Genomic DNA, 26108 nt, shown 5'->3' on the forward strand with positions numbered 1-26108 from the left:
AGTAATTATTGTTTTGGAATAAATCCATCTTTTTTCATTTCTTGCATAACAGTGGCAAGAATACTATCTACCAATAATCCTAAATCTTGGCTGCTTGTGTTTGAAGATTTTGTGGTTCCAGTCCAAACTAATTTGTTTTGTTTCATCGAAAACACATTGGTTTCAACCATATAATAAGTGGTTTCTTGGTAATATCCTGGATCATAATATACTGGGGAATACATTCCGTACCAGTTTCCAAAACCGTAACCATATCCATACATTCCGCCATAACCCATACCACCATAATAAATAGAAGTATTTGTTCCAGGAACATAGTCGGTTTCTTTTGTGGTATCCACTAAACGCATGGTAATTACACCATCATAATTCTCGTCTTGAAGAATTTTTAATTTTTGCTCTTTGGTAAGGTTTAGATTGGTTCCATTTAATATGGAATAAGAAGAATGAAATCTAGGACCGATTGAAGCAATCCTATTTTCGGTAACTCTTCTCGTAGCTTCGTCTTTCACTAAAGCTACCACCAATATTTTTTTGAATTCTTCCTTTGTTGTTGTAGTTTCAGGATCTCTCCAGCTATTTACAATTGTTGTACCACTGCTGCAACTAGCAAGAAAAACTATAGACAATGCAATAAAAAATTTCTTCATAATTATAATTTGTTAGATATTAATTCGGGTAAAAATAAGAATAAAAAGTAGGAATAGATTAATTCCTACTAATATTTAAATAATCTTAGAAAGATTTTTTTATCCTGTCAAGATCACGTTTGGTGTCTTGTTCTTTCAAGGATTCACGTTTATCGTAGGTTTTCTTTCCTTTACAAAGTCCTATTTCGAGTTTTGCCATTCCTTTTTCGTTGGTAAACAATTTCAAGGGAACAATGGTTAAACCTTTTACTTGAACACTTCTGGCTAATCCTTTCAACTCTCTTTTATTCAATAAAAGTTTGCGTTCACTTCTGGCTTTGTGGTTGAATTGGTTTCCAAAAGCATATTCTTCGATGTAGGTATTGATGGCGAAAAGTTCTGTTCCGCTAAATTCACAGAAACTTTCGGTAATATTGGCTTTACCTAAACGAATAGATTTTATTTCGGTTCCGGCCAAAACAATTCCAGCCGTAAATTTTTCGATTATTTCATAATCGAATCGGGCTCTTTTATTAAGTATGTTTACTGTTTTTTGCATTGGATGGCAAATGTAGATACAAATGAATGAAACACCAAAGAAATATATAAAAATGCCATAAATTTGCAATATGGAAAAACCACAATCAAAAGACCCGCTTCACGGAATCACGTTACAAAGAATTTTGGAACAACTTGTCGATTATTATGGGTTCGACACTTTGTCTGAATTGATAAAAATCAAATGTTTTACCGATAATCCAAGCATAAAATCAAGTCTGACTTTTTTGCGAAAAACGGATTGGGCCAGAAAAAAAGTGGAAGAATTGTATATAAAAACGGTTCCTAAATTTAAAGTTTAATTTAAGCGGTAGGAAATCATAAGTCCACCTCTGTAAATCAGCCATTCTCCACTTATATTTCGACCTACTGCTTTGTCAAGTTCCCATCTTTCGCCAGTTTCAATATAATAGCTATGATAAAAGCCCTGATGAGTACCACCACCTATGAAAAAATCTAGCATAAATCGGTCACTTATTTTTTTTTCATAACCTATTGTTGCGCCCGCAACATATCCAACACCGGTTTGATACACTCCTTTATCATAATAATTCCATTTCGTAACATTAAAAATATCGAAGCCTACGTGTGCTCCTGCATAAAAACCATTATATTTTTCGTGAAAATGGTATCGATATTCAGGAATGAAAGTGTAAAATTCGTAAGGTTTACCATCTATTGAACTCCAAAAAGATGCTAAAACATCAAACTGGAAAGTGGATTTTTTTCCAATACTGGTTTCGATTCCCACATTAGGAATTAGCGCCAAAGCCGTTATGGCATTTGCTTTTATATAGGTTTGTGATTGTGAGTAAATTGAAATGAATAGAAAAGAAAAAATAAAGAGTTTTTTCATAAGATGATTTAAATTTGTATGGTTTTAATTACGAATAGAGTTGGATTCGGCGGCAAATATAAATAAAAAGCTTTCTTTAATCGTGTGAAATTTAGTATTTATTCAAAATAGAATAGATAACTGTATCCAAAAAGCGACCTTCATAAAATTCATTTTCTTTTAAGTGGGCTTCTTTGACAAAACCACTTTTTTGCAAGACTCTCTCGGATGCAAAATTATCAGGGTCAATTATGGCTTCAATCGAATGCAGTTTCATTACCTGAAAAGCATAATTCAATGTTTCTTTTATTGCTTCAACAATGATGCCTTTTCCGTGATATTCTGGAAGCAGCATATAGCCTATCTCAGCTCTAAAATGTTCCGGTTTTATTCTGTAATGCCCAATAATCCCTATTAGTTTTGGATTGTCTTTTAAAGTAATGGCCCAGTTTATTCCTTCGTTGGTTTCAATTTTCGAATCAATCATCGTGATATGTTCCAAGGCATCTTCCTTCGTTTTTACCAATGGTCTGGGAATATATTTCATGGTCTCCTTGTTAGATCGAAGAGCAAAAATTTCTTTTACATCATTTTTTACTATACGGCGTAAATACAAACGTTCGGTTTCAAGATTCGGGAAAGGAGTGAAATTGATGTTTACCATATTTTATAAAATTTCAATGCTAAAATTATATTTCAACGATTTTTTGGCTTCCAAGAGTTGAATGCCTTCTTTCTCCAAAATATTCCCCGATGAATGAACGGTGTCCGAATAGCCAAGCCAAGGCTCAATGCAAAGAAATGGAGCATTGCTTTTTGTCCAAATTCCCAGATTTGGAAAATCATCAAATTGAACGCAAAGCAATGGTTTTTTATTTTCTGAAATAGTGATGTTTTTAGATTGTAAATTTTTAAAAATCAGGGCATCTTTTTGGAACAATGAATAGGTGAGAGAAATTTGATTTTCTATCATTTCGAGTGTTGTAGATTTATCTGAAAGTAAATCATTTTCTAGTTCATAACTAGTCAAAGTTTCAGGATATTCAAATGCCAGCGAGTACTCTTCAAATGGTTTTGGCAATGCAAAAGCCGGATGCGCTCCAATCGAAAAAGGCATTATACAATTGTTGTTATTGATGATATTGTAACCAATAATTAATTTGTTTTTGTCTAACGTATAAATGATTTGCAATTCAAAATCAAAAGGATATACATTACGAGATTCTTCGGATGAAGTTAACGAAAATGTAGCACTGTTTTCGGATTTATTGCTTAATATAAATTCCATATCCCTTGCAAAACCGTGTCTTGGCAAGTGATATTCGGTTCCTTCATAATAGTAGGAACTGTTTTTTAGCGTTCCAACAATTGGAAACAAAACAGGAGAATGTTTTCCCCAAAAAGATGGATTTCCCTCCCAAATGTATTCTTTGTCATCACGATTTTGCAAAGAAAATAATTCAGCTCCAAAGTGATTTATTCGTGCCGTTAAATTCGAATTTGAAATTGTTGTTGTCAAAATAATTCTAATTATGTTTAATACTCTTGTTGGTGTAAATGTATTTCATAAATTTAATTTGGAGCTAAAATGGAATACTAATTGTAGGATTACTAAAGTTTTGTCAAATTTCAGTGTTTATTTTCATCGTCAAGATTATTTTTCATTAATTTGTTGTAGAAAATCTATTAAATGAAAAATATTTGTCTAAAATATATACTGCAATTGACTTTCTTATTGGGAACTTCATTCCTTTGGGCACAACAAAATCGAGTTTCAGCTACAACCAAACAAAATTCCAATTACGATTACCACGAAGCTTTTGCCCCTTTTTTTTTATTCTAAGGATGGGACAAATACTCGTTCGGCAAGTGGTCAACCTGGATTTGAATATTGGCAAAACAAGGCAGATTATAAACTGTCGGCAAAATTAAATGAGTCAGACAATGAGATTACGGGAACGAGCAGCATAACCTACACCAATAATAGCCCTGACTCGATGTCTTTTTTGTGGATGTATTTGGATCAAAATTTATTCAAGGAAGATTCACGAGGCAACGCCGTTATTCCAATAACTGGTAGTAGAAATGGAGCACAAGGCGAAATTTTTGATGGAGGACACAAGATAAAATCGGTAAAAATTGTTACTTCAGTCAAAGGAATTTCGACTGAAAAAGAGGCTAAATATTTAATAAACGATACCAGAATGCAGGTTTTTCTTCCTCAAGAATTGAAATCCAGGGGCGGAGTCGTTACGATTAAAATTGATTTTTCATTCATTTCTCCGAAAGAAGGTTCTGATCGGATGGGAATATTGGGAACCAAAAACGGCAAAATTTTCTCCATAGCACAGTGGTATCCACGTATGTGTGTTTATGACGACATTGCAGGATGGAATACCAATCCCTATCAAGGGGCCTCGGAATTTTATATGGAATATGGAGATTTCGACGTGAGTATTACGGTTCCGGCAAATCATTTTGTGGTTTGTTCCGGGGAATTAATAAATGTTTCGGAAGTTTATACTGTTGACCAACAAAAACGATTTTCGCAAGCCAAGCAAAGTGACAAAACTGTGGTTATTCGATCAAAAGAAGAGGTTTTGACGGCAGTGAATGCAACGACTAAAACTCATAAAACATGGCATTTTAAAATGAAGAATTCTAGAGATGTTGCTTGGGCATCGTCGGCATCATTTATATTGGATGGAGCCAGAATTAATTTGCCAAGTGGAAAAAAATCATTGGCTATTTCTGCCTATCCTGTCGAAAGTGAAGGAAATGAGGCTTGGGGTCGTTCAACTGAATTTACTAAAGCACTGATTGAAAATTATTCAAAAAGATGGTTTGAATATCCTTATCCAACAGCTATTAATTCTGCCAGTATTGTATCGGGGATGGAATATCCCGGAATTGTTTTTTCCAGTTACAAGGATAAAGGAAAAGATTTGTGGGACACAGCGAATCACGAGTTTGGACATATTTGGTTTCCAATGATTGTGGGTTCCAACGAACGTTTATTTGCTTGGATGGACGAAGGCTTCAATACTTTTATTAATTCATTGAGTTCTGATGATTTTAATAATGGGGAATACAAGGATAAACCTGTAGATATGCATGTAATTGGACTGAAATATACCAATCCAGATTTAGAAACGGTAATGAGTTCTCCTGATAATATGAAGGAAGCCAATATTGGCGATTTGTGTTATAGAAAGCCAAGTGTGGGATTGGTAATTTTACGCGAACAAGTTTTGGGAGCCGAACGATTTGACTTGGCTTTCCGTACTTATATTGATCGATGGGCTTTCAAACATCCAGCTCCAGATGATTTTTTCAGGACTGTGGAAAATGTTGCTGGCGAAGATTTAAGTTGGTTTTGGAGAGGCTGGTTTGTGAATAATTGGCGACTGGATCAAGGGATTAATTCCGTGAAATATGTTGATGACAATCCAAAGTTGGGAACTTTGATCACCATCGAAAACTTCGAAAAAATGGTAATGCCGGTAGTTTTGGACATAAAGACCAAAAGCGGAAAAATTTCTCGCCTCAAATTGCCTGTAGAAATTTGGCAAAGAAACAAGGATTGGACTTTTAAACACAATTCTACAGAAGAAATTGAAAGCGTTGTTCTTGACCCCGATCACGTATTTCCAGATTACAATGAAAGTAATAATGCTTGGAAATCAGTTAAATAAAAAAGAAAACCGCAGATTCGTAAATTAAAAGTATAATTTGCGAATCAGCGGTTTTTTATAAATTAAAAGTTTTAAATCTTTATTTCGGAATTTGTTGGCTCAAGCAATGCAAAGTTCCAAAGCCCCAAATTAAATCTATCGCGTTGATGCCAATGATTTCCCTGTCAGGGAAACAGCCTGCCAGAATATTTAAGGCAATTCTGTCGTTGGTATCATTAAACGTAGGAACCAAAACACAGTTGTTCAAAATAAGGAAGTTTGCATAACTGGCCGGTAACCGCAATCCATCAAAATCGATGCGTTTTGGCATTGGTAATTCCACTATTTTTGGAGATTTGCCATTTTCCAACTTCGCATTTTGCAAACGTTTTAAGTTGTCTTGCAAAGGTTTGTAGTTGTTGTCTTTTGGGTCAGATTCTACAATTGTAATGATGGTATCTTCATTTACAAATCGGCATAAATCGTCGATATGTCCGTGAGTATCGTCGCCTTCAATTCCGTCGCCCAACCAAATCACGTTGGTAATTCCCAAATATTCCTTGAAAACCGCTTCATAATCTGCTTTGGTGAAATTGGGATTTCGAACCTGGATATCAGGATGCATCAAGCATTCTTCCGAAGTCAACAAAGTTCCTTTTCCGTTGGTGTCAATCGCTCCGCCTTCAACGATTACGGGTTTTCCGTTGTATATAACTTGGGTTACGGGAATTTTTAGAAATTCGCCCACTTTTGAAGGAACGTGTTTGTCTAAATTGATGTTTTTATATTTTGCCCAACCGTTGAAATTGAAATTCAAGGCTTCTCTTTTGGTTCCGTTTTGAACAATAATCGGACCCGAATCACGCATCCAGCTTCTGTTGGTTTTATGAATGATGAAAGAAACATTACTCATTTTAACAGTTGCCGTTTCCAACATTTCCGAAACTTTTGTCTTTAGTTTTTCATCGGCAACGACCAAAAAAACTTCTTCAAAAGTGGCTACTTTTTTGATGAATTCGACAAAAGCCCATTGTATCGCTTCGTATTTACCAGGCCAATCGTTGCCATTATGTGGAAAACACAATAAAATACCTGATTGTTTTTCCCATTCGGCGGGGAATCTTCTATTGGAGTTGCTCATAATTAATCGATTGCTCTTTTCGTGATATCTCCAAAAGCATCAATTCTTCTGTCCCTAAAGAAAGGCCAGTTTTGGCGCACATTTTCTTGCAAATCTAAATCTACTTCAGCAATCAAAATTTCTTCTTTATCGTGTGAGGCTTGCGCCAAAATTTCTCCTTGTGGACCAGCTATAAACGAAGAACCCCAAAACTGGATTCCGGCAGTTCCTTCAATATATTGTTCTAATCCGATTCTATTTGCTGCGGCAACATAAACACCATTCGCTACGGCGTGACCTTTCATCACGTTCATCCAAGCACCGTGTTGGTTTTCTCCATATTGCTCTTTTTCCAATGGATGCCAACCGATTGCAGTTGGGTAAAACAATACGTCAGCACCTTGCAAAGCAGTTAAACGAGCTGCTTCCGGATACCATTGATCCCAACAAATAAGTGTTCCAATTTTTCCTTTTTCGGTAGGGAAGGCTTTGAAACCTAAATCTCCGGGAGTGAAATAGAATTTTTCGTAGAAATGGGGATCATCCGGAATGTGCATTTTGCGGTACAATCCCGCTTCTGAACCATCGGTATCAATGATGTAAGCACTGTTATGGTAAATTCCCGCCATTCTTTTTTCGAAGAAAGGAACGATAATTACCACTCCTAATTCTTTTGCCAAAGCGCTAAAAGATATAAACGAAGTGCTGTACAATGGTTCTGCCAAAGCAAAATTATCCACGTCCTCACTTTGACAAAAATAGTGGCTGCTGTATAATTCGGGCAAGGAAATTACTTCCGCACCTTGACTGGCGGCATCACGAACCCAAGCTAAACATTTTTTCAGGTTGTTTTCGGCAACATCATTAAGATTCAATTGAATAACCGCTATTTTGTATTTTTTCTTTGGCATAAGGCAAAATTTTAGAGTGCAAAAATAGTGTTTTTATGAGGAATTGGAAAAATGCCGATTGTATTTTTTATGGATTCCTTTGATGAAGGGAGCGTTCGCTTTTGGATTTAAAAACAAACCTCTTTTAAATCGCTTTAAAAGAGGTTGTTTTTAGGGGTGTATTTTATTTTTACGGTTTTAAAACATCCGTTGTTGGTGCCCATTTCTTTTGCCATTCTGGATATTTTTTCAAGACTTTTTCAGGGTTGTAAGTGTACCAAGCATAACCAACTCGGCGTTCTCTGCTAACCTCGGCCAAAGAATATAAATACTTGCTGTCTCGGTCGCAAAACAGGGGTTTTTCTGTTCCCAATTCATAATAACGTGTCCAAATAGGAGGGGCAGTTGGGTCATTCACCACTCGGTTGTCTTTGGTAATCGTCATGTATTTTGATTCCTCTTTTGGAGCATCAAAAGTTTCAACTCTGGTATTGTATATTTTGGAGTCCGAAAACCATTTTACTGCAGCTTGTATGGATTTTATTGTTTTTTCATTCGGGTTTTCGATATTCATCAAGAACAAAACTACGGCTGCACTTTCTCCATTGCAGATGCTTGGCGGTTCGAATTTTCTGGCCCAAGCCGGCAATAAAGTTTCTTCATCGTGTTGTTGGCACCAAGCCGTTAGTTTTCCTTGATCGACAATTTGCATTTTTAGGATGCAATCGATTCCTTTTTGATAAGCTGCAGCTACTTTAGTTTTTGTTTTATTATCTAGAAATGCAAAATTTGGATCATTGTAAAGGATTTTTCCCAACATATCCATAATGCCCATATAAGCTCCATCGTTGAAGGTTATGTGACGGCTGTACCCTTTTTCCAAAGGAAAATATTGCGGCCAACCTCCATTGGAATATTGGGCTTTAAGAACAAAATCGATTCCTTTTAGGCAAGCCTCTTTGTATTTTTCGGTTTTGGTCAACGTATAGACTTGTGCCAAATAATAGGTATGGGTATAAGAGGTGGCATTGTCAAAAGTAGTATGCAAAACAGATTTCGTTTTGACCACATCGTTAATTTGTTCTGGAGTCAAAACGGCCCTCATATCATAATTTTTAGGCCATCCACCATTATCTCGTTGAAAATAGATGATGTTGTCGGCTATTTTAGTGTATTCGGATTCCGGATATTGAGGCTGGTTGGGAACTGGATTTACAATATTGGATGCATCTTTAATATGATACCAATGATTGACACCGTCGGCAAATGGTTTTGTGCTAATTGTCGTTTTGCTTTCCTTGTTGGATTGGGCAATTGAAAAAGCAAATGAAAAGGACGTAAGAACAACGGCAAGTAATAAGCTAGCCTTTTGGTTTTTTGGGGCGAAAATTTTCATTGTTTAAATTTTGGTTGGTTTAATTAATCAAGAACAGTATAATTGAAGTTGTCGAATTTGACTTCGCCTTCCCCAAAAGCAAATAAGCCGGCACGAAGACTAAGGAATTCTCCGAATACATTGTGATTGAAACCACTGGCTTCAATACTTCTTTCTACTCGATTCCAATCTTTGCCATTGGCGCTGTAATAAAAACTCACTTCATTTTCATCATTTAAAATGCGCAAAAATCCGTGATTTCCAATGGTGTTGGTTTCGCTTATTTTTTTCTTTTGACGGTTGTAAACCACAAATTGATTTTTGTCAACGGAAATGTGCATATTGGCCAATTCATTGTAATACAAACATAATCCGGCCATGGTAGTGCTTTCGTCCAGCGTGAATTCCACTTGGATTTCATATTTTCTATTGGCACTGTTTACCAAAAGAGGAGAACTGTCGGCAAAAATTTTTCCTTCAGCTTTAAACACCAAGGCTCCATTTTGTAGTTTGACCCGATTTGGATCATATTTTTTGTAAAACTGCCATTGAAGTCCCAAAGTTTCTTTGTCGAAAGTATCGCTTAGCGTACTGTTTGCCAATGATGATTTTTCTTTCGGAGCCGGAATTTTGTCTGAAGCATTGATGCCTTCGGGAACTTTAAACCAGCCGTCTTTTGTCCATTCAATTGGCAACATCAGGGTTTGTCTTCCCAGTGTTTGGAAGTTTTTTTCGTAGCCGTGATACAGCATCCACCAATTACCTTTGGTATCGTCAATCAAACTTCCATGTCCTTGATTCCACCAGCGTTCATTTCGATCTTTGGTATGTATGATTGGGTTGTATGGGGAGTTTTCAAATGGACCATAAGGCGATTTTGAACGGGCAGAAACCACCATGTGTGCAGTTGATGGGCCAGCTGTTCCTCCTTCGGCAGTTGTCAAATAATAATTGCCATTCTTTACGGTTGATTTTGGCGATTCTAGACAGAAACATTCAGTGCTCCATTCTTTGGGAAACTGCCAGCCTTTGTAATTCAGGACTGGTTTTTCTGCGGTTGCGAGTCCATCGGGAGTTAATTTCACGACATAACCATCGGATAAATACAAATAGCGATTTCCTTTTGCATCCACCAGATGACCCGGGTCGATGTATCCACTTAATTTCAAGTCGACAGGATTGCTCCATGGACCATAAGGGGAATTGGCAGAAACTACCCAGTTTGTTCCTCCAGCGGGAAAATAGATATAATATTTTCCGTTTACGTAAACCAAATCTGGAGCCCAAACGGAGCCTATGTATTGTTTCAATGCAAAGGATATGCGTTCCCAATGAATCAAATCGGTTGAATGCCAAACCAACAACCCCGGATAATAATTGAAAGAGGAATGCGTCATATAATAATCGCTTCCGACCCGCACTATGGATGGATCGGGATAATCGCCACCCAACACTGGATTTAGAAAGAAACTTTCTTTATTCGCTAATTGAGTTTTGATCTCATTTTGCGCTAGAGTACCTTCGGACAGGATTAACAGCACGAATACCAAGATTGAATTTACTACTGTTTTTTTCATAAAAGCTGATGAAATGTTTTATTGTTTTACGTTAACAATTATGCGTTTGTAGCGCGTAAGTGCCGGCAAGCCATTGTCGGTAACTGCAAGGATAATATGTATGGTACCTAATCTGCCGTTTTTGGATGGAACCACAAATGAAGCATTTGCCTTGTCGGCATCCTCTATTTTTAGAGATTCGGCTGTTTTGGCTGTAGAAACCGTGAAAGTACCTACTTCTCCATAGTAAAACCATTTATAAGAAAGGGTATTTCCATCAGGATCTGTAGAACCTTCAGCACTTAGATTTATTTTGTCTCCCACTTTGGCAGTTATTTCTTGGTCGTAATTCACTTTGGGTACAGGTGGGTGATTTGCTTCTCCATAAGGCTTGGTCGTCCAATCCATCCGGGCAGAAAAATCATTTTGATAGGCTTCTCTCCATCTCCATATCGTTGCCTTATTATCGGTATGCCAACTGCCATCAAATCCAAAAACCTCATCTTGCGCATTATTCCAAAGTGGACGTGTTTCGGGTTCCAAGAACCATTTTTCGGTACGTGGTTGGTAAAATTCATAACGACCGCCCCAACTTCCCCAATCAGGATGTTCTGAATCTCCCAAACCGTTGTTTATTAGGTATAAAAAGCTTGGAGTGTCACCTTCCATCAAAAACTTGGCTTGTGGATATTCTGCTCCGAGAGGGCCTTTGCTGCGAATGTTTGCATCTAGCCAAGGATTGTCGACTATGGTAAAATTGCCTCCAGCAAAACGACCATGGAATTGGTCTCCACTAATCCCAACCCAAGTAGAATTATGATAGCCACCTAGACCATGAAATCCTGGACTGGCAATATAGAAAAGTTCCGGGAAATTTTTTCTGATCCAAGGACCGCTATCGTCTTGATCCGAAATGGTATATATTCTAAGTTTGGCCACAAATTTGGCCACCTCTTTTGGCGAACGTGTTTCACGAACTTTCCAAAGCGCCTGGGCAAGACAATTGGGGCCACCCCAAGCCAATACCCATAACGGACGGGAATCTTTTTTGTCAACGGCTTGTATGATTAATTCAGAACCTTGGGAATCCATGTTTTTGCCTACCGCGTGCATTCCATAATCAGGTCGTCCTTCTTTGATTATTGAAAACAAAAAATCTGCCGAAGGAAATCCAGGTTCATGTTTCAAAAGATTTTCTCTTACTTTTCCGTAGGCTCCAACAATTTCATGTATGCGCCATGCGGCAGTCTGGTGTTGTTGGTGAATAGAAGTTGTTGCCACTAATCCCTCAACGTCAAATTGATTCGAATAGGTTAAAAAACGAACCATGGACATCGCGTCATCTGGTTCGTTTTCTATATCAGTCAAGATAAGAACTCTTGGCTTTTCCTGGGCTTCTGCAATAGGGACAATTCCAATAAAAACGAATAAAAATCTAAATAGTAGGCGTCTTTTTAAAAATACCGATGTTTTTATGACTTTTGTTTTATCGAATGAATTTTGAACCATTGCAGAATTTGTTTTTTTAATTAGGTTATAATTTTACGGCTCCTTTACGAACAGTTTCTCCAACGACGGTTGTTTTGGAATAATCCAATTTTGGAGAAGAAACTAATTCAATATTCTCGCAAGACGCTCCATTGATGGTAACCGCTTTTGGTGAAGTCGAATTGAATTCAACATTTTTCAAGGATACATTTTTACCGTTATAAATGTCAAACACATTGGTTTCTTTGATGTCCAATTTGATATTGGTCAGTTTGATTCCCTTGGCATCAATGATCGAAACCCCTTTGTCCGCTTTGGCAGTCAAATTGGTGATTTCGATGTTTTCAAGATTCATTTCAGGCAAACCTTGCAAAAAGATGGCTTGATAAGCTCCAGCAATGGTGATGTTTTTGATGGAAATGTTTTTGAACTGCGGTGTTTTTTCATCCACGGGAACTATTTTGGTACTCACGGTATTTCCGCCTTCCGCCAAAGTTTCTGCTATGGATTTTCCTCCATAATACAGGTCGAAAGAAATGGCTTGTGATGGAATGTTGGTCATGAATATATCCGAGATGAATATGTTTTCCACAACACCACCACGTCCACGGTTGCTTTTGAAACGCAATCCAACGTCAGTTCCCATAAAAGAACAATTTGATACGTGCATGTTTTTCACGCCGCTTGACATTTCGCTACCAACGGTTACTCCGCCGTGTCCATGATAAACGATATTGTTTCTTATGATGATGTTTTCGCAAGGGACACCACGATCACGACCGTCTTTGTCTTTTCCTGATTTGATGCAAATTGCATCGTCTCCCACATCAAAGCTGGAATTTTCAACCAGTACATTCTTGCAAGATTCCACGTCAAGTCCATCCCCGTTTTGAGAAAACCAAGGATTGCGAACGGTTACATTACGAATGATCAAGTCTTCAATCATCAATGGATGAATATTCCAGGCTGGAGAATTTTGAAAAATAGGTCCGTCAAACAATACTCTTTTGCTGTTTTGAATGCTTACCAATACTGGACGAAGAAAATCATGGATGGCTTCAAAGTCTTCTTTGGTTTTTAAATCCAGTCTTACGTTTTGGTCGGCACCCGTAGCTGCTTTCATGAACGTTTCCGATGGATACCAACTGTCTTTTTTTTCATTTAATACACCGCCCGAAGCAACAAAACTTTTCCATTGTCCTTCTGTTACCTTGCTTTTTTTGACTTGTCTCCATACTTCGCCTGAACCGTCCCAAACGCCTTTTCCGGTGAAAGCCACGTTTTCAAGGTTTTTTCCATAAATAGGAGAGATGCAACGCCAAGTGTTTAATCCTTCAAAACTGGTTTGAATAATTGGATATAAACTTTTATCAGTCGAGAATTTTATCAATGCGCCAGTTTCGGCATGTAATTCGAGGTTGCTTTTCAAAATGATTGGTCCTGTAAGCCAAATACCCGGAGGGATAATCACTTTTCCGCCTCCTTTTTTGGAAACGGCATCAATGGCATCGGCAAAGGCCTTGGTATTTAAAACGTATCCACCATTTACGGCACCAAAATCTTTGATATTTACGGTATTGTTTGGAATTATGGGTTCTTTGACGATGGCCATTTTGAATTCAATCCCTTTATACGTTTCATTGGATTTTGAATTTTGTGCGACACTGTTATTCGACCAGCTTGACATTACTACTGTCAAAGCGATGCACAATAGGTTGATTGTTTTTGTTTTCATTCTTATTTTAGTTTGTTTTAATTTCAATATTTATTTTAGGACTGTGTTTTTTACTAATGGTTTAATTGAGCCATTCCCATCTTTTTGCCCAGTCCAGCAGGAACTCTGATCTAAACTTCGAGATGGTTTTGGCGCCTTGCTGCTGTTCCAGGAATAACTCGGGCTCTTGTCGGTCTCCATACCAATGTTTACCAAGTTTGTAATCATCGGGAGTTTGTTTTCCCGGCCACGGAATGGTGCTTACAAATTGCCCTTTTTGTTCGTTTAACTCTGGAATGGAACTGGTCGTGACATAGGTGCAAGTTTCTTGTTTTTTGGACGAATAGCGAACGGCATAAACGCCTTCCCCCAAGCAATAACCAGGCCATTTTTGACCTCCTGCTTCAAAAATAAAGCAAGCGGAATCTTTAGGGACATTCATTTTTGGTCCTTTGAACCGCCATTCCAATACGGCATAAGCAGCCACGGTGTCTTTAATAGTGGTATTGCGCTCAAAAACGTTTCTGGAACTGCGATTAATTGGAGTAAAACTTCCGCCCCAACTATCCGTTAATGGATTGTTTGGGTCGCCATTCATTAGATAGGCGAGAGAAGGAGTGTCTCCCATTTTTACGTTGCCGTTATAATAATTCTTGAAAGCTTTGCCCATTGCACCTCGTCCTTGAATGTAATTGCCATAATAGGCTTCACTGCTGATTTCTTTAGGCGATTCGGAATCGATAATCCATCCCCTGTAAGTGGCATTGGCTTCGATCATCCAAAGATTGGGGTGGTTTTTGGCGATATAAGAATACGCATTGATGCTCCATTTCTTGTTGGGGCCACCAATCCAGTACACTTTAATTTTTTTCTCTATTTCAGGAGAATCGTGCAAGGCTTGTGCCAAGTCTTCGAGACCTCCCCAAACCAACACCCATAGAGGTTGATTGTTTTTTTGTTTGGCACATTTAATAATCCATTCCGAGCCTTCGGTAGCAGTGCTGTAGCCTTTGAATGGCGCGCTTGGAATAGTTCCTTGTTTGCAAACTTTTCTCAAATCATTGGGGTTGGTCAAGTTTTTATTATGTGTTGTTAGTTTTGGAAAATCTTTTTCGTATAAATCAATCATGTCCAAAAAATGCTTTTTTCGACCATCGCCAAAAGGTGAGGAAACAAGACCTTCGATTTGAAATAAATCGGAATACATCATCAAATGTATCATCGATTGAAAATCGTCGGGATCGGTACCGCCAATGTCGGAACTAACCAATATTCGAGGTTTCGGTTTTTCCTTTGTAGTGCTGTTGGATTGGGCTACAGCCATAAATCCGACCATTCCAAAAAGGACCAAAGCAGTTGTTTTTTTTAAATATTGTTTAAGCATATTTTGTTTGGTGTTCAATTTTAATTTTTTGGGTTTTATTTATTTAGTTGACTGTATTCGATTTGTTGTATTGAATGTAATTGAGCAGCATTCTCATGTTTGAAATGAATTCGCCTGTTGAAATATATTTTTGATTAGTCGTATTGCTGTATGGGGATGTGTCTGTTTCATCGCCTACTTTGGTTGTGGCATATTTATCGGTTTGTTCTTCATTTTTACCATCGCCGATGTATGGATTGCTTATGGATACTCGGCTTGTGAGCCAGCGGTTTTGATCATCAAGAGAGTTTATTATTTCATTTATTTTAGATTCTTCTGGTTTGAATGAAAAATTATATCGGTTTAAATCATAATATTCTTGCTGTGTTTCTACATCATGAAATTGTTTGGGAAGCAGAGGCGAATCTTTTGTTGCGTCTTTATCTGAAAATTGGGTCACTCTTTGATATTCGTCTTTCAATTCTTGAAGTTCTACGTGTGCTTTTCCATAATAATGAGACAATAAGTTGGTATCGTTATAATCCACGTAATAGCTTCCGAATTTTACGTTGGCACCTTTGCGGTGTACATAAACAGGTTTGTTTGTTTTTACTTCCACAAATGTGGGATGGGTGCGATTGCCTTCTATTTTATCTTTTGGAAGTGCTGTTTTTTCCAACCAATGAATGGCTTTTGGAACACCTTCCAGAAATTGTTTGTCACCCGTAAATTGATAGAATTTTAGAAGAAGCATCGCATTTTCGCAGGTTGCACTCGGAAGATAAGCTGCAGGTTCATAGGTTCTGGCACTGGCCACTTCCATTTTCATGTTGAGTTGTTGTCCCCAAGCGCCACTCTTGTCTTGTGATTTCCTGTAAAAATCCATTCCTTTATGAATGGGTTCCAGAAAACGTTGTTCTCCCAAAACCACGTAACATTGAATCAGGAAATGGATATTTTCCCAAATAACATCGTCATTGAAGGTATAGAATCCCGTGTAGTCGGGAAATCCTTTTTTTGAAAATCCTTCTTTTAATGGATATCGTTGTGGCCAACCTCCATTGGGATATTGACTTACCAACACAAATTCGATGGACTTGTCCAAAGCGGGTTTATAAATTGAATTCTTTTTTTCTAAATACATGCGCAACAGAAATCGAGCGGCATCGGAAGTGACATCATCGTCAAAAGTGGAATTGCCGTAATAATGCTGAAATTCTTCCAGACGCCATCCATTTTTTCCAATGGTGTTGTACCATTGTTTTAGCGATTCCTCACCTTTAAAATCGACCATATAGTTCCATCCGCCTTCGAGGCTTTGTCCTTGGACGACTGCCGCAGCCGCTTTTTGCGCCGCCTGATAATAATATTCGTTTTTTGTGGTATGATAAGCATCTATAAACAAATGTCCCATACTGATTGTTCCGGGATGTTGCAACCAAATCATGGATTTGTAGGCTTCCATTTCTCCCCATTGGCGTGACAAATCAGGAGTGTAATACCAAACATACCCTCCATTGGTACTCACGTTTTGCACCATGTATTCCGTGGCTTTCAGCATAGTTTTCATTGCCTGTTCCCCTGAAATTTTGGTTTGTGCTTCAAGGTGAATTCCTGTTTGAAGGAATGCAAAAACAAGAAGTAGTTTGGAAATGGTTCTCATTTTTATTGTTTTTATTTAATGAAACTCATAAAATCTATTGGATTAACTTGCTTGGGCGTGATTCGTATTTTGTAAATGGCACCTTTGAACCAGCATACTTTATTCATGCGGACTCCAATGGAAGTTTGTCCGCTTTGAATGGGTAGAAAAGAAAAATCTTCCTGTAATTCCTGTTTTCCATTGACAAAAGTGGTCAGGCTTTTTGGCGTTACCACAAAAGCAACATGATACCATTGTTCCAATGGATGAATTAGTTTTTCGTCTATAAGTGCCTTTTTGTTGGTTCCGGAAGCGGCATAACCATCAAAATACCAGTTGTTGCCAACGGCACGAATTTCGAGTAACATACGGTCTTTCGTGCTTTCGCCAATATGCAGGATTCTTTGTTCAAACAAGCCGTTTAACTCGGGTTTGAATATCATTTCTACCGTGAATTCCTGAAGAGATTGCAGTGGAAGTTCATTCAGGAAAAATGCGTCGTCTGTTCCGTTGAAAGAAATGGCTTCACCATAGGGAGAGGCAACTATTTGGGGTTTCCCGTTAATTTCGACATTGTTTGATTTCTCGTGGAGCAAATTGGCCAATACCCATTCTGTTTTCGAATTGTTTTTCTTTTTTATTTCCGGGTTTTGCCCTTTTGATGCAAATGAAAAACAGATAAAAAGAAATGCAATTAATCGTGAAGTTGTTGTCATTTAGGTTTCCTGTTTTTTAAATCTAGAATCATTGCATTTTGCAATATCGATTTTATTATTTGGGTCAATTTTAGCCTTAAAACAATAATGCAATCGATTACCCAAATGTATTTAAAAAATGAGTATTTACCAATTAATTATGGAAAAAAATATAGAGTACGTGATTTTGTGCTTTTAAAAAGCAATATTCGTAGTGCGTTGCCTATAAATTTGGGTTTGGGAGATTTCAACTTTGGTTTGGTGGGGGATTTAATTTTTTCCGATTATCTTTTTGAACAGGTTTACTATTGCCAGAACCAGCAATCCGATGATGAGTCCGAAACCAAATTCTTTTACAATCGAAGGCAATTGTGGAAATAAATGATGCAGAAAGTCAATATTGTGCACAAAGATGCCGCCAGCTACCAGAATCAAGGCAATTGTACCAATAACGGCCAAACTTTTGATGACTTTGGGCAAGGCTTGAACCAATATATTTCCTATGGTTTTTGACCAACTGCGTTCTTTGGAACTCAGTCCAATGAGTTTGAAACCCAATTCGTCCATTCGAACAATCAGGGCCACAATGCCATAAACACCAACGGTTGCCAGTATCGCAATTATGGAAACCACGGCAATTTGTGATGTGAGAGATTCTTCGATTACGGTACCTAGAGCAATGATTACAATCTCTACCGATAGAATAAAATCGGTCACGATGGCGGATTTTATTTTGTCTTTTTCGAGAGTCAAAATTTCGGCTTCGGTAAAATCTTGTGCCAAAATTTCGATTGCAGCGTGTTTGTGGGGAAAGAAGTATTCATATATTTTTTCGGCACCTTCATAGGCCAAAAAAAGTCCGCCAAGCACCAGAATAATTACAATTGCCAATGGAAAAAAAGCACTCAGCAGAAAGGCTATGGGCAGAATAATCAATTTATTGACGAAAGAACCTTTGGCGATGGCCCACAAAACCGGAATTTCCCTCGAAGAAATGAATCCTGACGCTTTCTCGGCATTGACGGCCAAATCATCGCCCAAAATACCGGCCGTTTTTTTGGCAGCAATTTTACTCATTATCGCAACATCATCCATAATTGCCGCGATATCATCCAATAGTGCGAAAAAACCTGAAGCCATATCCTTGTTTTAAAAACTGGCTGATTTTGGTATTGATTTCCAAAATTTAATCAGCGAGTGTTGATTGTTTATAGCTGCGAAAGTACTGTTTTTTGCTTGAATTTGTATATAAAATTGATGTGGAGAACTTCGTGGAGTAGACTATTTAGTTCTTGTTTTTTTCAAAAAATGCTTCAAGAGGTTTCCTCCAATTGTTTTTATGCCTTCGGAATGTTTGGAAACCGTATTGGCAATTGCAAATTCAAATAGTGTTCCAAATACTTTTTTGATTGGATTGTGGGTAGAGCCCAACAAAAGTTTTTTGGAAAGAAATCCTGTGCCAAAGCCAATGACATTGCTAAGAATTCCATTTTTTATTTCGGGCGAAGCAGTTACTTGGTGAAAAAAGTTTTTGACGAGGTTGATGGGTTTTACACTTTCATAAGCTATATGGAATTGCTCCTTGAGTTGTTCTAAATCATTGGCATATTTCATTTCCTGAACAAGAATCAATTCGTTTAATGCGTCTGTTTCGTTTCTATTTTTCATAATGTTTTGGTTTCAACATTTGTTTAATAATGGAATTGTTGACCGGATATTTTAGCCATTGATGACGGAATACCTGAAGTATAATGGCCAGAAGCACAAAGAAACCACCAACTATAAAAAAGCCGTAAGAGGTTTCGCCAAGAAGTTTGCCTATCCAGAATGATGTGCCTATGGAAATAATCAAGACCGAAAATACAACTGTCATAATAACGGCAAGTCGTGAAGCAAGAGATGAAACAACATCGGCCGATTTGTCTATGGCGTTTAGCTTCAACAAATTCAGGGTTGTTTTGCCGTAATCTTCCGCCCGTTCAAAAAGCGTTGCTATGGGAGTTGTATTTTCGGTCATGATATTTTTTTTATAGTTTGTAATTTGATTCCGTATGATGGTCATTATTTATTTCATCATACTCGGCTTTCCCGTTCTCGGCCAACACTTGTGCAAATTCTTTTGCGCTGTTAAGTTTTTGCGAAACAGTATCTGCAAACTCGTTGTATTTCGATTTTAGTTCATCCGCATAATCATTTCCTTTTTCCAAGATTTGTTGGCGTGTTACCGACCCTTTTTGGGGTGCAAACAAGATTCCCAAAATTCCTCCTATGGCAAGTCCTGCCACTGTTCCTAATACTACTTTACCTGTGCTCATAATTTTTTTATTAAATTGTTAATATTTTTTTGATGCATATAATTTTAATTTTTTAACTGCATTGACCCAACAGTAACCAGATAATCACAAAAACTATGATGGTGCCAAAACAGCCTCCGCCTAATTTTTTGGCGCCGTAACCTGCTATTAGTCCTCTGAATATGTTGTTCATGTTGTTTGGTTTTAGGGATGTTCTTTTTTCTGTTTGCCTAATTATTGCAGTAATGTAAAGGTGAGGTTCTTAGTTAAAAATTGTTTTATATTACTTTTTAAAAAAGTTTCAAGATTCACAGGTTGAAAAAAGAGCGATTTATTTGGTTTGGAATGTAGAATAGTATTGCCGGCTCAATAGGTGTGGAGCAGTCGGGAGAATTTAAGTAGAATTTGATGTTTAGGGCACTAATTATTTAGCCAGTTCGCTCATTAGCAAATCTTGAGTATCGGTTTTTAGCGTGTCGTGAAAAAGTTGTTGCAAGTTTGGGTTGTTGCCCATTTGCACTGCTTACAAAATGGGAATTAAATCCAAAGGATGGCTCAAAATGTGTTTGGCACCATTGGCGATCAATTCTTCTTCGGGTCTGTAGCCCCATATTACACCCACTGCGTGCATATTGGCATTGGTTGCCGTTTGCATGTCAATGCCGGAATCGCCCACGAAAATCATTTCTTCGGGTTTTAATCCCAAACTTTTGCTGATTTCAATGGCCTCAAAAGGATTTGGTTTTTTGAGTGATTCCACGCTCAATCCCACTATTGGATTAAAATAACCAGGAAATATAATTGCTGTAATTTCTTTTGTCAATGCATCTGCTTTATTTGAAAACACGCCTAGTTTGATGTTGCGAGATTTCAATTCATCCAATAATTCGACAATTCCATTGTAAGGTTTGGTTTGATTCGTGCAATTATCACGATAGATTTCAATCATCGAATGGTAGCAACGTTCAATTTGGTTTTCATCATTATGAGTTTTCGGCAACGATTTGCTGACCAAATTCCGAAGCCCGCTTCCAATGAAATATTGATAATCGTCATAATCGTGGGTAGGATAGTCGAGGTCTTGGAGGACCGTGTTCATTGCATCTGCAATGTCTTCCAAAGAATTGACCAATGTTCCGTCTAAATCAAAAATAACACCTTTGAACTTCATTTTATATTCTTTAAATCAATCGAAAAGAGGTGTTTTTCGATTGTTGTTTTTGTAATGAGCGGCAAAGGTAGGGATATTGTTTTTAAAGGTCTGTTGGTTTCAGGGATTTATGGTATTTACAAAAGGCACAATTTTTAGGTATTGAAATACAGTAATATGCGAATTATTTTTTCTTGAAAACCAATGCGCCAATCAATGAAACCACAATTCCAATGGGAAAAACTTCCATGAGAGTCAGTAAAATTACCATTATTGGGTTTTTATACCATTCCTTCATTTGATTCATTTCGGCAGTTTTTGCGGCAAGTTCTTCAGGACTGGTGTTTTTTAGTACCATTTTACTATACTGTTCCATAAAATCCGGAAAAAAATTATAGTAAATAACAAGCCAAACCAAAACGTAAATTGTTGAAATAACCAATGAAATGCTCAAGCCTGTCAGGAATGCTTTTCCGAAAGTAATGACACCATTATTGGTTTCACGCTGTTGTTTTATTCCCAATATCACGAAGATAAATGCCAAAAGCATGCTGCCAAAACCAATGATAGCACTAGGCTCATAATCTGGATACGTTTTCATGTAAAGCGTCATCGAAATCATTACAATACTTACGATTATTCCACCAAAGATTCCGTTTTTAAGGATACTATTTTTCATATATGTAAAATTTTATTTGTCAGCGGTCATATATGTTATGCTTCGCCAGTTCGCTATCGCTCGGGTCGCCTTTTAATTTATCGGTGTTTATCTCACTATATTTTATTTTCATCGGAGTTCGATGATTATTCAATTGCTTCCACAAACTTGTTGTTAATGGCGATTTCATAAATCAAAGTTTTTGGTTTGTAGATTATAGATAATGAAATGTTTGTGTTGTTATGTGGTTTGAAATAGTGTAAAAAGCCCAGCGGAGTGAAAAACAATTTTAGCGGGCTTCATTTTTTAATTTTCTGGGTCATATTTTTTTTAAATAGTTTCGACTACATTTTCCAGTAATCTTCTGGATTTTGGTGTCACTTCAATTCGGTTGGAATCCTCTTCGCAACCATAACCAACGGCCATTGCAAATAGTGGTTTGTAGACTGTCATATTCAGGATGGTTTTGTATTTGTCGGTTTCTATGCCTTCCATTGCTGTCGAATCAAGACCCATTGCCATACTGGCCGTTAATCCCACACCCAAGGCGATATACACTTGTTGGGACAACCATATTTTCAAATCGGCTTCTGATTTATAGGTTTTCATTTTATGGTACATTTCTTTCCTGAATTGTGGAAATTCGTTGACTACCTCATTCTCGAAAGCATCCAAATCATCTGCCACGCTAAACACGACCAACAGCTGCGCTTGATTGATTTTCTCCGTATTGTGCATCGAAACCGAAGCCAGTTTTGCCTTGATTTCCGGATTTTGAACAAAGGTAAATTTCCAAGGTTGGATGTTGATGGAAGAAGGAGTGAGGCGCAAGATCTCTTTCAATTCCTCGATTTTTTCTTGAGGTACGACTTTGTGAGCGTTGTATTTCTTGGCGGTATATCTTTTTTGTATTAAAGCTAAAATGTTCATGTGTGGTTTTTGAATGGTTTTATGGCTGTAAAGTTAAGCTAATACATCGGGTGTGTTTAAGATTGATTTACTATTTTTTGGATATCTTTTTCTCGGTGTTTTCTAATTGATTGATAAAATCTTTTTCCGCATTAGAAAGCTCATTTTTTATGATTTCCTTGTATTTGTCATATTCTGTTTTTGCTTTTTCAATAGCTAGATTATGGCTAATAGTGCCCGAATGATTGAGAATTTCTTTTCCTGTCATTTTCAAGAAATCGTCCAATCGAGCTAGCCAATCTTTCATATACATTGGGTTTTGATTGAGTGCTTGCAATTCGGCTATTTCTAAATAGGCAGTTACAAATCTATTGAGCAGGTTAAGTTCTTTTTCGTCAAGGTAGTTTTTTGCTATTTCGGTTTCTTGTAAACTTGGTTTTTCTCCTTTGAAATTGGTTAATCCAAGATTAGGTTTTGTAGAGTCAATTCGTTGATAAATAACTTCGGCGGCAGTGTGTCCGTGGGCTGCCCAATGCATTTTGTTTTGAATGGTTTTAAAGAAATTTTGAGAAACCTCGGTATTTGGATTATAATCGATACTGGTGGAATAAATATCCAAAACTTTTCTCCAAAAAACTTTTTCAGATGAACGAATATCCCGAATTCGAGCCAATAATTCGTCAAAATAATTGCCTCCTCCAGCTTGCTTGAGTAAATCGTCGTTCATCGCAAATCCTTTTACGATGTATTCTTTCAAACGTTGTGTGGCCCAAATACGAAATTGCGTGCCACGATGTGATTTTACTCGATAACCAACAGAAATAATGACATCGAGATTATAAAAATCTACTTCTCTTTCAACAGTTCTTGAACCTTCTGATTGAACTGTTCGGAATTTCCGAACAGTTGAAAAATGATTTAATTCTCCTTCCTCAAAAATATTTTTGATGTGTTCACTAACAGTAGATTTTGACTTTTGAAATAATTCACAAAGTTGAGTTTGGGTAAGCCAAACCGTTTCGTCCAGAAGCCGGGTTTCTATTTTTGTGATACCATCTTCGGTTTGATAAATGAGAATGTTGGATTTGTTTTCTTGCATACAAAAAATATTGAATTGTAAAAATACAAAAAATCCTCAAGTTTAGGTTTGAGGATTTTGTTGCCGATGTTGACTATTGCAATAGGCAACAAACACAAGCCGAAAAATATGTTTTAAAGTTGTAGCTGTATATTGTAGAGGGTTCGAAATCGGGAGACTTAGCACAGCTGGGGATGCTCTGCGAAGTCTCCCGACTTCGTAGCTATTCCAATAAGCAATAAACACAAGCCGAAAATAAGTCTCTAAAGTTTTAACTGCATATAGTTGTGGGTACGAAGTCGGGAGACTTCGCTGCACAGCTGGGGTAGTTTATTTTGATATTTCATTTTTCAAGACTTGAACTATAAAATCAATTGATTTTTGATTATAAATGCTCGGTGTTCCACTAGGTAAATTTCCACTCTCTTTAAATTTATCTTCGTGTTGCTTGCTTCTAAAATTGTAGGCCGAATAATCTGTATTATTTTTTATGTCATATCTGCCAATTATATCATATATTTCTCCTTGTTTACATACAGGCAATAGTTTTCTAATTTGTGCAGAAGTTTCCATTGCAGAAAAAGGATAATCTTTTATCAAATTTTCTTTTACTCTTCTAATAACTTCAACTTTATCTACTGGCACAACTTCACCAATAAGCTTTAAAGTAGCAGAACCTTTTTTCTCAACAAATTCTCCTTCCTTAATAAATTTGATCGATTTAGTCAATGCTTCATCAAGCACTAAAACTTGTGAATTGCCTTTCTCTATGATACCTTTTTCAGTGTCTAATATTGCTGCATTACCAGGTCCGACTTTTCCAATTTTTGACATTAAATCTAGCCAATTACTGTTGTTTGTCTCTATCCTTTTGTTTATGATATTTTCAAGCTCTGCAAATTGTATTTTTTGGGTTCTACCCCCATAGCGATAATAAATGTCCCCATTTCGGATTGATTGATCACGACCTTCATCTTTTTTTGCAATAATTGGTTTAACTAATGCTGGAGAAATCTTAAAGATACCGAAACTCATTCCTTTATATTTATAAACAATTTGCTCCCAATTTATTTCTCCTGAAAATATGTCTAATAAGTATCCCGTAATCTTTTCAGGGTCAATTTTTTCAAATCTATCCAAACTGTTTATTGACAAGCCTCTCAGTTTTCTTGGTTTATCAGTAATTCCAAAAATTAAGTAGCCTCCTTTGTTGTTTGAAAAAGCAGAAAAATCACGAAAATAATCAGCTAAACCTGCCAAATTAAAAGACTCTTTGAACTCTAATTCTTGTCCTTCGCGGTGATGTAAAAAACCGCTCGGCGCAATTCTTAGTAGTTCTTTGATAATGTTTTCGTCAATCATATTTGAATGTTTTAATTGCCATCAATTTGTTTATAATCTGTTAGCGCTAGCGTTCCACTTGTGTCTATTACAAATTTGCACTTGTTTACTTATGTTAGTGTTCACGAGCGAGACGCTCGCGCAAGTGAGGAAGTTCATATAGTTATATTTTATTTAAATCATCTAATGTTGAATCAATCAATTCAGGGATTTTACCATTTTCAATTTCTGTATAGCTTACTTCTTGTCCATTATAAAGGTCAATCGCAATGCAATAGTCTGGATTTACATAAAAATCCTTTGAATAATGTTTATTCAAATATCGATAGAGTATGTCAGCAAACATTCCCAATTCACTTTTTTTGAATCCTTCTAATTGTACAACAAACCAGATTCCTCCTATTTCTTCACTATTATTGTTGGAAAATGTAAAAATGTGACAGGGTTTTGCTTCAATAGGAAATCCTTTAATATCAAGTATAGATTGATATTTATGTTGTGTTAAGAAAGTTAAATTGACATTTGGTTTTAAATGACGAAAATCATAATCTTTAAAATTATTTATAATGTCAATGTTTCTTTGAAATTGGTCTTTTATTCTTTTAATATCGGAAACTTTAATTTTATCTCGTAATAAGTCAATTTTTTCATCCAATAAATCGACATTGTCTGATTTATAAGTATTTCTAATTGCGCTTAAACAACTAATCCAATAATCGCCACCAGAAGCTTCATCTGAGTTATTTTTTTCTTTTTTAAGATTATTTACAAAAGTGATTTTCGTTCTTTCATTTTTTCCACGAAATTCAATTAGATTTTTAACAGTTACTTTTTCCATAGTTTTTCAAAATTTTATCCCAAAATAATATTATTTTGTAAATAATTACTGTAAAATCTGTAAAAAGCATAATAAGTCGATGAAATACTATTTTAGTTAACTAAGGTGTAATTTTAGGTTTAATTAATTTAAAATGAATGTCTTAGTTTTTTTTAAACAATAAAATACATTGATTAGCCCCGATGGCAGCAAATATCCTTTTGGGCTGGGGTTCAGCCCAAAAGATATTGCGTACAGCGGGAGAGAAGTGGTTATGAAAACCCATCGTTTTGCTCCAAAAAAAAAACACCAATCTCTACGA

At 36.8% G+C, this 26108-nt stretch carries 25 protein-coding genes and 1 pseudogene; 2 read left to right on the plus strand and 24 right to left on the minus strand.

Annotated features, from left to right (window positions below):
- Nucleotides 1–5 precede the first annotated feature (5 nt).
- The gene (locus tag BUC16_RS07435) at nt 6–650 is read right to left on the minus strand and encodes a hypothetical protein (protein ID WP_073369395.1); all 645 of its coding nucleotides are present in this window, start codon (nt 648–650) and stop codon (nt 6–8) included.
- Between the two features lie 85 nt (nt 651–735).
- Nucleotides 736–1188: an SsrA-binding protein SmpB gene (gene smpB, locus BUC16_RS07440; RefSeq protein ID WP_073369397.1), complete on the minus strand. Its 453-nt coding sequence runs from the start codon at nt 1186–1188 to the stop codon at nt 736–738.
- Nucleotides 1189–1258: 70 nt separating this feature from the next.
- On the opposite strand from smpB, the gene BUC16_RS07445 reads away from it, so the two are divergent.
- Nucleotides 1259–1489 carry a VF530 family protein gene (locus BUC16_RS07445; protein WP_073369398.1) on the plus strand — a complete coding sequence of 77 codons (231 nt, stop codon included), beginning with the start codon at nt 1259–1261 and terminating at the stop codon, nt 1487–1489.
- Here the strand turns inward: BUC16_RS07445 and BUC16_RS07450 are convergent.
- The 3 genes from BUC16_RS07450 to BUC16_RS07460 form a co-directional block, all read right to left on the minus strand.
- Nucleotides 1486–2043, minus strand: coding sequence for a DUF3575 domain-containing protein (locus tag BUC16_RS07450; protein WP_073369400.1), 558 nt, complete (start codon nt 2041–2043; stop codon nt 1486–1488). The genes BUC16_RS07445 and BUC16_RS07450 overlap by 4 nt on opposite strands.
- Nucleotides 2044–2134: 91 nt before the next feature.
- A complete protein-coding gene (locus BUC16_RS07455; protein WP_073369401.1) occupies nt 2135–2686 on the minus strand; it encodes a GNAT family N-acetyltransferase in 552 nt (183 codons plus the stop codon).
- 3 nt (nt 2687–2689) lie between these two features.
- On the minus strand, nt 2690–3541 hold the full coding sequence (locus tag BUC16_RS07460; RefSeq protein WP_073369403.1) for an aldose 1-epimerase family protein: 852 nt from the start codon (nt 3539–3541) through the stop codon (nt 2690–2692).
- A 171-nt stretch (nt 3542–3712) separates the two neighbouring features.
- On the opposite strand from BUC16_RS07460, the pseudogene BUC16_RS07465 reads away from it, so the two are divergent.
- Nucleotides 3713–5717 (plus strand): annotated as a pseudogene (locus tag BUC16_RS07465) (M1 family metallopeptidase).
- A gap of 79 nt (nt 5718–5796) precedes the next feature.
- Here the strand turns inward: BUC16_RS07465 and BUC16_RS07470 are convergent.
- From BUC16_RS07470 to BUC16_RS07560, 19 genes are all read right to left on the minus strand, one after another.
- On the minus strand, nt 5797–6837 hold the full coding sequence (locus BUC16_RS07470; RefSeq protein ID WP_073369404.1) for an agmatine deiminase family protein: 1041 nt from the start codon (nt 6835–6837) through the stop codon (nt 5797–5799).
- A gap of 2 nt (nt 6838–6839) precedes the next feature.
- Nucleotides 6840–7727 carry a carbon-nitrogen hydrolase gene (locus BUC16_RS07475; protein ID WP_073369406.1) on the minus strand — a complete coding sequence of 296 codons (888 nt, stop codon included), beginning with the start codon at nt 7725–7727 and terminating at the stop codon, nt 6840–6842.
- A 169-nt stretch (nt 7728–7896) separates the two neighbouring features.
- A complete protein-coding gene (gene pelA / locus BUC16_RS07480; RefSeq protein WP_073369407.1) occupies nt 7897–9102 on the minus strand; it encodes a pectate lyase in 1206 nt (401 codons plus the stop codon).
- A gap of 23 nt (nt 9103–9125) precedes the next feature.
- The gene (locus BUC16_RS07485) at nt 9126–10658 is read right to left on the minus strand and encodes a family 43 glycosylhydrolase (protein WP_073369409.1); all 1533 of its coding nucleotides are present in this window, start codon (nt 10656–10658) and stop codon (nt 9126–9128) included.
- 18 nt (nt 10659–10676) lie between these two features.
- Nucleotides 10677–12146: a nucleoside hydrolase-like domain-containing protein gene (locus tag BUC16_RS07490; protein WP_073369410.1), complete on the minus strand. Its 1470-nt coding sequence runs from the start codon at nt 12144–12146 to the stop codon at nt 10677–10679.
- Between the two features lie 25 nt (nt 12147–12171).
- Entirely contained in the window at nt 12172–13860 is a 1689-nt protein-coding gene (locus BUC16_RS07495; RefSeq protein ID WP_073369412.1) for a glycoside hydrolase family 28 protein, read from the minus strand.
- 61 nt (nt 13861–13921) lie between these two features.
- Complete coding sequence (locus BUC16_RS07500; RefSeq protein WP_211517979.1) at nt 13922–15223, minus strand: nucleoside hydrolase-like domain-containing protein; 1302 nt, start codon at nt 15221–15223, stop codon at nt 13922–13924.
- Between the two features lie 43 nt (nt 15224–15266).
- Nucleotides 15267–16865 (minus strand): pectate lyase, encoded by a 1599-nt coding sequence (locus BUC16_RS07505; protein ID WP_073369413.1) that lies wholly within the window; start codon nt 16863–16865, stop codon nt 15267–15269.
- Between the two features lie 11 nt (nt 16866–16876).
- Nucleotides 16877–17560: a LamG-like jellyroll fold domain-containing protein gene (locus BUC16_RS07510; RefSeq protein WP_073369415.1), complete on the minus strand. Its 684-nt coding sequence runs from the start codon at nt 17558–17560 to the stop codon at nt 16877–16879.
- Nucleotides 17561–17809: 249 nt separating this feature from the next.
- Nucleotides 17810–18679: a DUF808 domain-containing protein gene (locus BUC16_RS07515; protein WP_073369417.1), complete on the minus strand. Its 870-nt coding sequence runs from the start codon at nt 18677–18679 to the stop codon at nt 17810–17812.
- 141 nt (nt 18680–18820) lie between these two features.
- Complete coding sequence (locus tag BUC16_RS07520; protein WP_073369418.1) at nt 18821–19207, minus strand: hypothetical protein; 387 nt, start codon at nt 19205–19207, stop codon at nt 18821–18823.
- The gene (locus BUC16_RS07525) at nt 19197–19556 is read right to left on the minus strand and encodes a hypothetical protein (protein ID WP_073369420.1); all 360 of its coding nucleotides are present in this window, start codon (nt 19554–19556) and stop codon (nt 19197–19199) included. The genes BUC16_RS07520 and BUC16_RS07525 overlap by 11 nt, the downstream gene beginning before the upstream one ends.
- Before the next feature lie 10 nt (nt 19557–19566).
- Nucleotides 19567–19854, minus strand: a complete 288-nt coding sequence (locus tag BUC16_RS07530; protein ID WP_073369421.1) for a YtxH domain-containing protein — start codon at nt 19852–19854, stop codon at nt 19567–19569.
- Between the two features lie 502 nt (nt 19855–20356).
- Nucleotides 20357–21004 carry an HAD family hydrolase gene (locus BUC16_RS07535; protein WP_073369423.1) on the minus strand — a complete coding sequence of 216 codons (648 nt, stop codon included), beginning with the start codon at nt 21002–21004 and terminating at the stop codon, nt 20357–20359.
- A 163-nt stretch (nt 21005–21167) separates the two neighbouring features.
- Nucleotides 21168–21662: a DUF4199 domain-containing protein gene (locus BUC16_RS07540; protein WP_073369424.1), complete on the minus strand. Its 495-nt coding sequence runs from the start codon at nt 21660–21662 to the stop codon at nt 21168–21170.
- A 309-nt stretch (nt 21663–21971) separates the two neighbouring features.
- The gene (locus BUC16_RS07545) at nt 21972–22571 is read right to left on the minus strand and encodes a nitroreductase family protein (RefSeq protein ID WP_073369426.1); all 600 of its coding nucleotides are present in this window, start codon (nt 22569–22571) and stop codon (nt 21972–21974) included.
- A gap of 70 nt (nt 22572–22641) precedes the next feature.
- Nucleotides 22642–23649 carry a virulence RhuM family protein gene (locus BUC16_RS07550; RefSeq protein ID WP_073369427.1) on the minus strand — a complete coding sequence of 336 codons (1008 nt, stop codon included), beginning with the start codon at nt 23647–23649 and terminating at the stop codon, nt 22642–22644.
- A gap of 309 nt (nt 23650–23958) precedes the next feature.
- Entirely contained in the window at nt 23959–24990 is a 1032-nt protein-coding gene (locus tag BUC16_RS07555) for an ATP-binding protein (protein WP_073369429.1), read from the minus strand.
- Between the two features lie 142 nt (nt 24991–25132).
- Nucleotides 25133–25807, minus strand: a complete 675-nt coding sequence (locus tag BUC16_RS07560; RefSeq protein WP_073369431.1) for a hypothetical protein — start codon at nt 25805–25807, stop codon at nt 25133–25135.
- Nucleotides 25808–26108 lie beyond the last annotated feature (301 nt).

This window comes from Flavobacterium fluvii, assembly GCF_900129545.1.
GTDB lineage: Bacteria > Bacteroidota > Bacteroidia > Flavobacteriales > Flavobacteriaceae > Flavobacterium > Flavobacterium fluvii.